General features: G+C 44.5%; 13 protein-coding genes, 1 pseudogene and 3 riboswitches. Of the genes and pseudogenes, 4 read left to right on the top strand and 10 right to left on the bottom strand.

Annotated features, from left to right (window positions below):
- Positions 1 to 49: 49 nt before the first annotated feature.
- Positions 50 to 192, bottom strand: a riboswitch (cyclic di-AMP (ydaO/yuaA leader).
- 251 nt (positions 193 to 443) lie between these two features.
- Positions 444 to 812 carry a DUF2294 domain-containing protein gene (locus LCM00_RS16920; RefSeq protein ID WP_224904261.1) on the top strand — a complete coding sequence of 123 codons (369 nt, stop codon included), beginning with the start codon at positions 444 to 446 and terminating at the stop codon, positions 810 to 812.
- 130 nt (positions 813 to 942) lie between these two features.
- Positions 943 to 1,082: riboswitch (cyclic di-AMP (ydaO/yuaA leader) on the top strand.
- 36 nt (positions 1,083 to 1,118) lie between these two features.
- A riboswitch (cyclic di-AMP (ydaO/yuaA leader) is annotated at positions 1,119 to 1,262 on the top strand.
- An 89-nt stretch (positions 1,263 to 1,351) separates the two neighbouring features.
- Positions 1,352 to 2,704, top strand: coding sequence for a type I glutamate--ammonia ligase (glnA, locus tag LCM00_RS16915; RefSeq protein WP_404802171.1), 1,353 nt, complete (start codon positions 1,352 to 1,354; stop codon positions 2,702 to 2,704).
- A 77-nt stretch (positions 2,705 to 2,781) separates the two neighbouring features.
- Here the strand turns inward: glnA and LCM00_RS16910 are convergent, their stop codons facing one another.
- From LCM00_RS16910 to LCM00_RS16900, 3 genes are all read right to left on the bottom strand, one after another.
- Positions 2,782 to 3,798 carry an STAS domain-containing protein gene (locus tag LCM00_RS16910; RefSeq protein WP_224904257.1) on the bottom strand — a complete coding sequence of 339 codons (1,017 nt, stop codon included), beginning with the start codon at positions 3,796 to 3,798 and terminating at the stop codon, positions 2,782 to 2,784.
- Positions 3,799 to 3,894: 96 nt separating this feature from the next.
- Positions 3,895 to 4,092 (bottom strand): superinfection immunity protein, encoded by a 198-nt coding sequence (locus tag LCM00_RS16905; RefSeq protein ID WP_224904255.1) that lies wholly within the window; start codon positions 4,090 to 4,092, stop codon positions 3,895 to 3,897.
- An 82-nt stretch (positions 4,093 to 4,174) separates the two neighbouring features.
- Positions 4,175 to 5,128, bottom strand: coding sequence for an NAD(P)-dependent alcohol dehydrogenase (locus tag LCM00_RS16900; RefSeq protein WP_224904253.1), 954 nt, complete (start codon positions 5,126 to 5,128; stop codon positions 4,175 to 4,177).
- A 224-nt stretch (positions 5,129 to 5,352) separates the two neighbouring features.
- Between LCM00_RS16900 and LCM00_RS16895 the strand changes: the two genes are divergently transcribed.
- Positions 5,353 to 6,765 (top strand): VWA domain-containing protein, encoded by a 1,413-nt coding sequence (locus tag LCM00_RS16895; protein WP_224904251.1) that lies wholly within the window; start codon positions 5,353 to 5,355, stop codon positions 6,763 to 6,765.
- A gap of 104 nt (positions 6,766 to 6,869) precedes the next feature.
- Here the strand turns inward: LCM00_RS16895 and LCM00_RS16890 are convergent, their stop codons facing one another.
- On the bottom strand, positions 6,870 to 7,565 hold the full coding sequence (locus tag LCM00_RS16890) for a hypothetical protein (protein ID WP_224904249.1): 696 nt from the start codon (positions 7,563 to 7,565) through the stop codon (positions 6,870 to 6,872).
- Positions 7,566 to 7,766: 201 nt separating this feature from the next.
- Between LCM00_RS16890 and LCM00_RS16885 the strand changes: the two genes are divergently transcribed.
- Positions 7,767 to 8,135 carry a group I truncated hemoglobin gene (locus tag LCM00_RS16885; RefSeq protein WP_224904246.1) on the top strand — a complete coding sequence of 123 codons (369 nt, stop codon included), beginning with the start codon at positions 7,767 to 7,769 and terminating at the stop codon, positions 8,133 to 8,135.
- 63 nt (positions 8,136 to 8,198) lie between these two features.
- Here LCM00_RS16885 and LCM00_RS16880 read toward each other — a convergent pair whose 3' ends face one another.
- The 6 genes and pseudogenes from LCM00_RS16880 to yeiL form a co-directional block, all read right to left on the bottom strand.
- Complete coding sequence (locus LCM00_RS16880; RefSeq protein ID WP_224904244.1) at positions 8,199 to 8,759, bottom strand: cysteine hydrolase family protein; 561 nt, start codon at positions 8,757 to 8,759, stop codon at positions 8,199 to 8,201.
- A gap of 35 nt (positions 8,760 to 8,794) precedes the next feature.
- Positions 8,795 to 9,199 carry a hypothetical protein gene (locus LCM00_RS16875; RefSeq protein WP_224904242.1) on the bottom strand — a complete coding sequence of 135 codons (405 nt, stop codon included), beginning with the start codon at positions 9,197 to 9,199 and terminating at the stop codon, positions 8,795 to 8,797.
- Positions 9,200 to 9,370: 171 nt separating this feature from the next.
- Positions 9,371 to 10,396: a serine hydrolase domain-containing protein gene (locus LCM00_RS16870; RefSeq protein ID WP_224904381.1), complete on the bottom strand. Its 1,026-nt coding sequence runs from the start codon at positions 10,394 to 10,396 to the stop codon at positions 9,371 to 9,373.
- Positions 10,397 to 10,517: 121 nt separating this feature from the next.
- Positions 10,518 to 10,862, bottom strand: a complete 345-nt coding sequence (locus LCM00_RS16865; protein WP_224904239.1) for a n-acetylglutamate synthase — start codon at positions 10,860 to 10,862, stop codon at positions 10,518 to 10,520.
- Between the two features lie 391 nt (positions 10,863 to 11,253).
- Positions 11,254 to 11,409 (bottom strand): annotated as a pseudogene (locus LCM00_RS16860) (nucleoside triphosphate pyrophosphohydrolase); the annotation flags it as partial.
- A gap of 27 nt (positions 11,410 to 11,436) precedes the next feature.
- Positions 11,437 to 12,132: a transcriptional regulator YeiL gene (gene yeiL / locus LCM00_RS16855; protein WP_224904237.1), complete on the bottom strand. Its 696-nt coding sequence runs from the start codon at positions 12,130 to 12,132 to the stop codon at positions 11,437 to 11,439.
- Positions 12,133 to 12,167: the final 35 nt, after the last annotated feature.

Here is a 12,167-nt window from a genome sequence, read left to right as displayed (position 1 = left end):
TTCGTTGTTTGGCACAACAAAAAGGGCCCCCTGAAAAGGCGGTCTCTATGACCTCCTTCGCTTTAGCCGACGAAGTTAGCTGACGGGTAGGATGGCGAAAGAGTTTGAATCTCATCCCTTCTGCAATAGCAGAATTAACCCCTGTTGATTGGTTCCTCCGTTCTCGTTTCCGAGACTAGGCCGAATATTGAGTTGTTTGATTGCTGTTTACGAAAGCAATCGTACTCCTGCTCAAGGAAAATGTAAATCTTAAAAAAATGCCATATTTGGCTGGTTTTTTTGATATTGAGGATTTTTCTTTAGTTTTTCTCTTAAATGCTGACTAATTAGCTGTTTTTCGATGTTTTTTGAAATTCATATTTTTATTGACTTTAGCAGTGCCTCTCACTAACATAAACCTTGAAATTCGCTATAACTTTGAAAATCTCAGGGAGGAACTGGAATTGCAATCTTCTAAACGACGATTAGAGGCTGAATTAAGTGAAGCATTCATCAAGCTGCAAAGGGAGCTGATCGGCCGCGGGCCGCAGGAGACCAGGACTTATATTGTAGAGGACATGGTCATTGCAAGATTTAAAGGCGTCCTGACTGTGGAAGAAAAGCACTTAGTGGAACATGAAACCGGCAGGCAGCTTGTGAAAAAGATGCGTCAGGTTCTAAGAGAAATGTACAGCACGAACATTGAGGAGATAGTAGAAAAGCATACAATGTGCAAAGTGTTATCAAGCCACAGCGACATCAGCACCAAAATGGGAGAACGCATGGAAGTGTTTGTGCTTGATAAGAATCTGGAAAAATGCCTTGAAAGCTAAAAAAGCTGAATTTCTTTAAAAACAGGAGCATTTGAGAGTAAAGTGAATTTTTCCGAATAAATTCGATCGTATTTTCTTCTTTTCCGGGTTTTTCCTTTGCACTAGTGGAGAGTATGATAATTTCTAATTCTGACCTGATCCGCTGAATCCATACAGAACGGAGGACCCAACCGATTATTTTAGAATAATCATGGGGTGAAGCCGCAAGGCCGGGGGACTTCTGCCTTCCGAACCCGTCAGCTAACTTCGTAAGCGTTGCAGGAGAGAGGAGCGATATCCATCCAGCCAGCCTGATTACAATTAAATAACACTGAAACGCTGAATCTTATTGAGCGGGGGAACCAACTTTTGACTGCAGGCTGCAGTCTTGGGGTGAAGCCATGAATGGCAGGGAGACTCTTACCTTCCTAATCCGACAGCTAACTCCGTAAGCGTTGTTTAAGAGAGTGATCGTTGCCATAAAAGCACACGTTTGTTTACCTGTGCCAAAGCTGCGGAGAATACTCTCCGCAGCTTTTTTAATTTTTGTAAAGGGGATAGTGTCGATGACTCAAGTGTCAGAGCAAAATAAAAATTATATTGAAATAAAAGAAGCCCAGAAAAAATATCATATAGAACTTCTTCATCTTCAATTTGTTGATTTAGAAGGAATCCTTAAACATGTGACTATTACCTTTGATCAGCTGGACGATGCCTTAGAGGGAAAAATCATGTTCGATGGCTCCTCCATACAGGGATTCAGCCCCATCAACCAATCAGACTTATACCTTAAGCCGGACATAAACACTTTTTCCGTCATTCCATGGTCGATAGAAGAAGGATATAGTGAAGCCAGGCTTTTGTGCAGTGTGGCCAATCCTGATGGCACCCCGTTTGAGGGTGACCCCCGCAATGTGCTGAAGAGAACGATCGAGAAAGCAGCAAGCTATGGTTATTCAATCAGCATCGGCCCGGAACTGGAATTCTTCTTATTTGCGATGGATGAGGAGGGCAATCCTACGACAATACCGCAGGATAGCGGAGGATATTTCGAGCCGGCCCATGACCTGGGTGAAAAAGTCCGTTTGGAAATCTACCGTACCCTAAAGGCCATGGGATTTAAGATTGAGGCATCCCACCATGAGGTAGCGATGGGCCAGCATGAAATTAACTTTAAGTTCATGGATGCCCTGGCATCAGCCGACAATGCCACCACTTACAAATGGGTCGTGAAAAATATCGCCAAAAACTTTAACCTGCACGCCTCCTTTATGCCAAAGCCGGTTCAGGGTTTAAACGGTTCCGGCATGCATGTGAATATCTCACTGTTCAAAGACGGGCAGAATGCATTTTTTAACGAAAATGATCCAAACGGACTCTCGGAAGATACTTATTATTTCATAAACGGCCTGATGAAAAACATTGCGTCCCTTACAGCCATCACAAATCCAACCGTCAATTCATATAAGAGGCTTGTCCCTGGGTTTGAAGCGCCTTGCTATATGGCCTGGTCCACCTGCAACCGGTCCACCCTGATCAGAATTCCTTCATCACGGGGAGACGCAACCAGAGTGGAAGCACGCCATCCTGATCCATGTGCAAACCCTTACCTGGCTTATTCGGTGATTGCAGAAGCTGGGCTGGAAGGAATCCGATTAAAGCAAAAACCTGCAGAGCCCATTAATGAAGACATATACAGCATGCCTGAAACCAAAAGAGAATTGCTCCGGATCAGCCACTTACCGGACAATCTGGAAACAGCACTCGATCTGCTGGCAGACAGCCCTCTCGCAAGAAAAATTCTCGGCGACCACATATTCCGGAAGTTCATCTCTCTGAAAAGAGCCGAATGGAAGGAATACCGGAACACAGTTCATGACTGGGAGCTTAAGAGGTATCAGATGAAGTTTTGAATGAGCCAGGGGGACAGGTCCACTGGCCCAAACTCAAAAAGAGCCAAGGGACCTGTCCCCTTGGCTCCGCTTGGCTCTCAAACGATCCTTTTCCCACTCTTGCCCAATGCATAGTAGATGCCATGCTGAAGTGATTGCAGGCATTCGAATTTCCTTAGGTTTATGAGGCTGTTGGATATTTTTACGGCTAATTCTGCAGATATGCCAACCAGGATAACTTCCGTCCCCAGTAATCTGGCAGCGGCACCAAGTTTCTCAATTAAATTTGCAGTGTAAGTGTTAATATTGTCCTGGAGGCCTGTCAGATCAAGAAGCAGATATCTTGTTTTATGGGCAGGCAATTTAGCCAGTGTATTCTGCAGGAGGGTTTCCCCCCGCTGTTCATCATATGTTCCGATAAGGGGAACCACAGAAATGCCTTCTAGTACCGGAATAAGAGGAGATGAAAGCTCCATAATGAGCTCCTGCAGTGTTCTTGTTTTGTCCTCAACCAGATCTTCAAGTTCTTTAATCTGTATGGCCTCCTGCCTGCGTGTCATTTCTAAAATATTCTGCTGGACGGTAATATCAGAAATAAAGTATTCAACGATGCTATATGGATTAACTTCATTTTGATGCTGAATGATTTTATACCAATAATTCTGGCCGAACAGGCCTGTAAAAACTCCAGCATAATGGGCAGGAACAAAGACACCTTCAGATTGTTTGTCATCAAGCCTGTTCATTTTGTGCTCCCAATCGTCCTGTAAATGGAGAACGAAAGAACCGCTCTCTTCATCCATGTCATTAATGACCGCTTTCCCCCAGCCAGCTGGTGCATACGTATTTGAAAGCCATTGAATTACATTATGCTTATCAATACCGGCAATTTTTTTATAACCTTCCCCAACGACAATCCCTTGCCGGAATCCAGTCGTCTCCAAAACAAGATGTGTAGCTTCTGCACCGGAGATTTCCCTTATCGTATCGAAGAATGTTTTCATGGCAGAAACCCAAAAGAACACAACATCCCCGCCATCAAACAAAACCTTCCCTGTATCCAAATCCCAGTCTAATTCTATGCCGCCTACCTTGATTGACTTTTTAGTTTCCACTTATCACGCACCCCTGTCTCTGGTAGTTATGATAAGAATTATTATACATCATTATTTGCAAAAAATGAGGCTGGGGGGACAGACCCCTTGGTTTATTTATTTTCTCCCTAACACCTGATCCCGCTGATCCCTCCTGACAGCTAAAACTAAAGCAGCAAACCAGCCAATCAAACTCCACCCTAAAAATAGATTTATAAAGTATATTAATACTCTATTAGACTTACTTTTTCTCTTTGCTATAATGCTTGGGATAAAATAAAAAAATGTCCCGATAAGCAAAGGTATAATTTCCACTTAATTTCTCTCCTTTAGGCCGGGGGGACAGACCCCTTGGCCCAGCTTCAAAAAGAACCAAGGGACCTGTCCCCTTGGTTCTTTATTTGACTTTAATAATAATCTTTCCCTTTGTACGTCCGCTTTCGATGTGTCGGTGTGCTTCTACAATCTGTTCCAAAGGAAAACATTTCTCAATAACTGGCCTTAATTCTCCTTCCTCCACAAGACCGCTTAAGAAATCTAAATCTCTATCGTTTGGTTTTGTAAGATGGATTTTAGCCTTTTTGCGTCCCATTAATGAACCTAGCATCAATTGGGCTGGATGGTATTTAGGGTTAAACAGGTGTTCAGTAATATAAATCCCTTTCTCTGTTAAAGAGCTTAAACAGCTGAAAAAGGTTCGCTTGCCAACTGCATCCAGAATTATATCGTACTTATTTTTATTATGTGTGAAATCTTCCTGGGTATAATCAATAACATAATGTGCCCCCAGTTCTTTAACACACCCAAGATTCGTTGTACTGCAAACAGCCGTTACCTCAGCCCCAAAGTAATTAGCAAGTTGAACAGCAAAATGCCCTACTCCGCCAGAAGCTCCATATATTAAGACTCTTTGGCCTTGCTTTACCTGTGCTACATCCCGCAACGCTTGTAATGCAGTTTGAGCAGCACATGGAATAGAAGCCGCTTCCTCAAAAGTTATGTTTTTCGGCATATGACTTAGGAAAATCTCACGTGGAGCGACATATTCAGAATGAGATCCGAAGCAGCTCCCAAAAATATGATCACCCACCTTAAATTTGTTAACATTTTCACCAACAGCCTCAATAGTCCCGGCAACATCTATGCCTAGTATAGGACTCTTGGGTTTTGTTAATCCATTATCCATCCTTGTTGGTAAATAGCCCTTTCTGTACAAGCGGTCTAATGTATTGACCGATGCACTGTGTACCCGAATCAACACTCTATCTTGTTCTTTAATGGATGGCTGTTCGACATCGCTTATACGAATAACCTCTGGGGGACCATAAGTGCTATAAACAGCTGCTCTCACCTACTTTACCTCCATAATATATTTTAAGAACTTATTTAATCGAAATCTCCTTCTTATTGTATGAATGCCCGCGGACTATTCAGACTTACTTTTCGAAAGGCCGCAGGGACAGGTCCCTTGGCACGCTTTAAAAAGAGCCAAGGGACCTGTCCCCCTGGCTCACAATGGAAATGAATTGCCACAATGTGTAAAATACAGAAAAAGAGATTAAAAGGAGTATGTCTATGAGACTATTGGTGCGCGGTGAGAGAGCAAAGCTTGATGACTTTAGTTCTTCTAAACAGCTGGAGATTGCAGTTGAGGTCCATTCCGGGATGGAGGTTGATGTTACATGCTTCGGCCTGGATGGAGATAAGAAGCTTTCTGATGACAGATATATGATCTTTTATAATCAGCTTCAGTCACCAGCCGGTGAAATCAGCATGAAGGCCCATAGCAGCGGCTCGGGTACGTATGAAATCGATCTGGACAAGCTGAATCCGTCCGTAAAGAATCTAGTGTTTACGGCGGCAATCGACGGAGAGGGTACCATGACGCTGGTTTCATCCGGTACCCTCACTGTGAAAGCGGACGGACAGCCCATTTTGCAGTACAGCTTCACAGGCAGCGATTTTCAAAATGAAAAAGCAATCATTATCGGCGAGGTATACTTGAAGGATATTTGGCGGATTGCCTCGGTGGGAAAAGGATTTGATGGAGGACTGGCCGCTCTGCTTCGGCATTTTGGCGGAGAAGTGGCAGAAGACGAAAGCGGACAGGCGCAGCAGCCTGCTCAAGAAATAGCACCAGCTCAGCCTCACGTCCAGCAAACAGCGCCTGCTCAGACTGCTCCGGCACAGCAGCCGGCCAACAGCAAAAAAGTCATGCTGGAAAAGAAGATGGAGCAGAAGGCGCCAAAAATTCTCGATCTCTCGAAAAAAGTGAAAGTGTCCCTCGAAAAGGCAGGCCTTCAGGATCACAGCGCCAAAGTGGCATTATGCCTTGATATTTCCGGATCTATGTCAAGCCTGTACCGTTCCGGGAAGATCCAGGAATTTGCCGAACGGATTCTGGCACTTGGCACAAGGTTCGACGACGATGGTTCGATTGATATCTTCCTTTTCGGCCAAAATGCCCATCATGCCGATGAGCTGACCATTGATAATTTTGATGGATTTGTAAACAGGCTGAACCAGGCTTATCCGCTCGAAGGCGGCACTTATTACGGGAAGGTAATGAAAGAACTTCGCCAGCATTATTTCGGCTCTGCGGGAAAACGCTCCAGCCCGGAAGCCCGTAACATGCCGGTATACGTCATGTTTGTAACAGATGGCGCCACCTTTGATGAACGTGAAACGCGGAGTCACATCCAGAACTCTTCCTACGAACCGGTTTTCTGGCAATTCATGGCCATCGGCAAATCCAACCGCGATGCAAGCAAAAAGAAAGGCCGGCGCGGATTCTTCAAGGCCATGTTCCAATCCGACTTCACCTTCCTCGAAGAACTGGACAACATGGACGGACGCTACCTCGACAACGCCGACTTCTTCAGCGTCGAAGACCCGAAGGCGATTGCCGAAGAAGAGCTTTATGATCTGCTGATGCAGGAGTATCCGGAATGGGTGAAGCAGGCCAGGAGCGGGGGATTGATTCGGTGAGCCAAGGGGACAGACCCCTTGGCCCACCTGCAAAATAAAACAGGTGCCTGCCTACACACTAACCTATAGCACATATGTGGCAGGCACCTTTCCAAATCTATTCATTACTCTTCTTTCCTATCCATCACAATCTCCTTCATCCTCTCTGTCCCAACAGCACCCAAATTCAATACATTTTCATCCAACCAATAACCAATCCTAAAAGATGAGCCATCCTTAAGGTGAATTCTCAAAAACACTTTCCTGTCGCCTTTAATTTTTTTATAAACCTTATCAAAACCGACATACTCCAGCGAAAGAAAATCCCCAATAAACTCCGTTGTTTCCTTCTCTGTAAAATCGGATATATGGCTGCCATCATAATCACTTTCCAGACTCATCTTCGCTACCCTTCCTTTTATATCCAATAAATCAGAAAGTGTCTTTGCTTTGTTATTTTCACTTACTTGATACACTTGATTGCCCGCAAGCACTCTGAAATCGGGTCTATACCCGGCGATTTCAAAAATTTCTGTTCCAACAGGCAGAAATGCAGCATCGCCATTTTTCAGCTTATGACCTAGACATGCATTATCTGCTAATGTGTAGGTAACCTCACCAATTTTTTTACTCTTCTTCGGCGCTTCTCCTTCCGATAAGCCTTCATCTCCTCCCTCGTATTTAATTCCATTCACCATTAATACATCTACCCACTCTATCACTGCATTTGGTGGACAATCACTTGCAGTACTTCCTATGTTGGAACAAGCAGACAACAAGTAAACCACTATAATGGAAATGAGACCGAGCTCCTTAACCAAACCATCACTCCTCGTTATAAGAGATTTGAAAATAAACATGATGGTAAAAACGCGCCATACTTATTAGACGGAGGTTCCGCCTTAATCGATACATTTTTTGTGAGATAATGAGCCAAGGGGTCAGGTACCTTGGCTCCAATACGAATAGCTAGAGCCCGTTTGGAAAACCTAACGAGTGAGTAAACACTGGAGGTAATACATATGGCCCAAGCACAATCCTTATACGAAAAAGTAGGCGGAGAAGAAGCCGTTGCCAAGGTAGTGGATTATTTTTACGAGGAATTGGTCCTGAAGGATGAAACGGTCCAGCATTTTTTTGTAAATACAGACATTGAAAAACAGAAGCAGCATCAAACGAAGTTCATCAGCTTTGCCCTTGGCGGCCCTAAGAACTACACTGGCAAGTCGATGGCAAAGGCTCATGAAGGGATGAATATCCAGCCGGAGCATTTTAATGCGATTGCCACACATCTTCATGATGCCCTTGCCCATTATGGAGTTGAAGAATCTGATATTGGCCAGGCACTGGAGAAGGTTGCAGCGCTTAAAGACGATATCATTTATAAATAGGCCAAGGGGTTGGGCCCCCTGGCCCAGCCTCAAAAAGAGCCAAGGGACCTGTCCCCCTGGCTCTTATCTATGCGAGTCATGAATAGGACTGAACAAATCTTCCTCGGCATTCCTCACAATAGAAAAGTGCTCTACATTGTAATGGCCATGCAAGGTTCTGTTATGATGCTTGATGATCTGTTCGGCCGGCAGCACGTCACTGTCCGCTGTTGAATGGCCATCACCTACTAAAGTGACATCAAAGCCGCTGACTGTCGCCGTTCTAACCGCAGTGTCAATGCAGTACTGTGTGGCACAGCCCATAATCACAAGATGCTCAATCTCTTGGGAACGCAAATGCTCTAAGAGCTCTGTCCCATGAAAGGAGTTAGTGGCCGTCTTATTGAAAATCACCGCATCCTCAGGAACCTGAATTCCATTATGGACCTGAAATCCCTCGCCTTCTCCTCCCGCAATATCAAGGTCTCTGACAAAAACGGCAGGAACACCCGATTCCCCTGCTTTGCCAATAACCAGATTGATATTTCGGATCAGCTGCTCTTTATTAAAAACCGGACTGCTCTCTCCATGACTTCCATCAATCAATGCCTGCTGGGCATCAATTACCAATAAGGTCTGCTTCAAAATGGTTTCCCCTTTCAAATATAAAATGATGTTGGCTAGTTAACTGCTTCTTCTATCTCCCTTGTAACCATCCATCTCCCGTTAATCAGGCCCCAATTTTCAATGGTAAACAACCTTGCCAGTATCTCCCCATCCTTCACAATCAACTGTTCATAAAACACGACAGCATTTTCATTATTTCTTAGTCTGATGACCCTGTTCTCAAACCGCTTCTCTGCCCCCAGAAAATGTGTGACCGATTGTCCCATGCCATCTACTGCTTCTTGCTTCGTGAAAAAGACTGGTTTTTCACTTTCACCATTGAAAAAGGCCACATAATAATCATCTGCCATCCTTTCCACCAGGGATGTATCCCCTGATTTCATAGCATGGCTCCAGCCGCGAATAAACTCATCATGGATTTTTGTGAATTCGTCTATGCGATTATAGACTTCAACCATTGTCAGATCCTCACTTTCTTTTTCTGCTTAATGCTCTATTGTTCGGCGTGACAAAGGGGTTTTCCTTCCTGGAGCCAGCGAATTAAAAGAACCTGTCCCTAAATCGGGAACAGGTTCCTTTGTTATGGTCAAGGCTATTAGTATGTTAAGTCCCTACTCAGCCAAAATGAATCAGATAGATAAAGAACGATAAATCTCTCCAATAATCCCCTTCATCTGATGAACCTCCAAGTCCGTATTCATCATGATGACAACGCCCGCGCCCTTATATGGATAAGCAGCCATCATACATTGAAAGCCGGCTCCCCATCCAAGGGAGGAGATTTCAAGCTCTTTATCCGACCCGTCTAAAAACACACCCAGACCTGCCCAGTCTTTGCCTTGCTGCTGGATTATTTCCTTTGCTTCCTCTGCAGAGAGACCTATTTTGCTCTTACCATTTATAGCATTCATCAACTCAATAACCAGCCCGGCTAATTCAGCAGGGGTTGTCCAAAGTCCCGATGCCGCTGGATATGGATAGATAGAATAGTTTCCCTCAATCACCTGTCCCTTTTTGTCATGTCCGCAAGCGTAATTTTCACCAGAAATCAGCCTTGGAAAAGAGCTGTTCTCCATTTTTAAAGGCTTAAAAATCAACTCATTTGCGAGATCCTCAAATGATCTTCCAGTCACATCTTCAATCAGCAGCTGCACGATGCAATAGCCGGCATCTGAATAATGAAATTCACTCCCTGGCTCATATGCCGCCTCAATAGGTCCCATGCAATAAGCAGTCTTTCCCTCTAATAACTCAACTATTGAGGGCACTTCATCCTTCAAATTAAGTTCTGGGAAACTGCCATCCGGATCCACCACTCCCGAATGATGGCTGAGCAGCTGGCGCAAAGTAACTTTATTATTAGCAGTGAGTCTATTATTAGGGACCTTCCAGCTTTTAAGCCTGAGGTTTATATCCTCATCTAAATCAAGAGCCCCTCGACCCGCTAATACCATAACAAGTATCCCCGTTAGAAACTTACTCATTGAGCAGGCATTAAAAATGGAATCACCTTGAACTGAATTAGTGGTTCCCGCTTTCCTCAGGCCATGCAGCTCCTCTGTACTCATCTGACCATCTTCAATTAGAACCAGGCTTAGCCCCTTTACCTGATAATAATTCATCCGTTCCTTAATATTGATAGTATGAAGTCCCATTTCACACCCCTTTTTATACAATTATACAATCACTATGAGTATGCCATCTTTCTTTGTAAAAAAAAGAACCTGACTACCTATCAAAAACAAGCCCTCTCATACCGCTCTCATTTCACCAGTTTCACACAACAACTTCCTCAATGATTGAACTCCCCTCAGTGCTTTCATCATCAAGCCATTGCCATTTTTCGTACAGCCTGATTCTTCCGTCCGGCAATATTTCAGGAGTAGATACACATTTTCCGCCTCTGATCTCATCCCTGCTGTTCACGTGATTATACCGGAATTCCAGGCAGCCATCTTCCTTCACAAGCCCAATCAGCGTCCCTTGTACAATATCGCCGCCGCCATAGGCTGCCGAGATGATATGCCCCTCCTGCCTGTAGACAAAGAAAGTCTTTGAGGAAACCTCTCCATTCTCTGTATTTTCAACTGACACAAAAGAACGCCCATCATAATTGATCACTGCTTCTCACTCCTGTTTGTTGTTATTTAGTGCATTATATCATGTAGATGCAGGCACTTTTAAGACAAAGGAACAGGGTACCACCCTAACTAATTTTTCTCCTTTATCCTTTAATCTCCTGTCCCTCCAACCAAGAAATTGCCCAAACTCCTTCTCAAACCTCAGTTCCACCGTTCCAACCGGCCACTCCGATTCTTAACAATATCCACTTCATTCGCCATCATTTTAGCTATGATAATAGGCAACCCAATAAAAGGGCTTAAATCTTACCGGCTGTTGCCTGCGCCCACCTCTTAATCTAGTTTGGGAAGCATCGCCTTGTTTTTGTTTAATTCAGAATGTTTCACATGAAACATTTAAATCAATTAATATATCGTAATTTCTTTTATCATCAATCTTCAACCTCAATCAATAATATTCTCTCTTTAAACCCTCCGCGCTTCTCTGCTTTCTTCTCACGCACCTTCTCTACCTCTTCAATGGAAGATTCATGGTGATGAGCTAATGAGTGAATAATCTCCAATAAGTCGGCCAGCTCTTCTAAAGCCGGGGGGACAGACCCCCTGGCCCATTTTTAAAAAGAGCCAAGGGACCTGTCCCCCTGGTTCCTCAAAACCCCTGCCAAGTCATCCAGCTTTCCCCGCCCCTCAATCAAGTACCGCATCCCTTCCTTCCGCAGGTATCCCTGCTCACAGAACTGGGCGAGTACATGCAGCAGATGCCGATAGGAAACTCCGAGGAAGTCGCAGACGGTCACATGCTTCTCTTTATACACATCCCCGTCCGCCGTCTGCAGGATGAAGTCTGCGAGGCGGTTTTCGAGCGGGAAGGCGAGGCTTTGGGAGTATTTAGCAGCCATATGGGTGGCTTTGAGGCTGAGGAATTTGGTCAGTTCGCGCAGGAATAGTGCGTCCTCAAGCATTTGGTTCCGGTATTGGCTTAGGGGGATGGCGAAGCAGATGGTGCGGGTGGAGGCCTGGATGCCTTTTGTGTAGTAGACCTCATGTAAGAGCTCCATCTCGCCGATATAGTCATGGGTGTTAATGAAGTTGATAAGGGATGCTTTGCCATTTTGGTAGGTGATGTAGATTTTGGCTTTTCCTTCGATCACATAGAAAAGATAGTCAGGGCGCATGCCTTCGCGGATGATCCATTCGTCGCGCTGGTATTCGTGGACTTCTACGCCTTCTTCTATAGGGAATGAGAAAAGATGGGCAATGCTGTGTTTCTCGAGGTAACGCTGTTTTTCTTTCTGCTGGACTTTTTTCATTTTGCATCCCCTCTTCCTTTTTCTTCAAAACAGAC

It is taken from the genome of Bacillus infantis, assembly GCF_020171945.1.
Classification (GTDB): domain Bacteria; phylum Bacillota; class Bacilli; order Bacillales; family Cytobacillaceae; genus Bacillus_AB; species Bacillus_AB infantis_A.
This window is presented reverse-complemented; position numbering and strand designations above follow the sequence as displayed.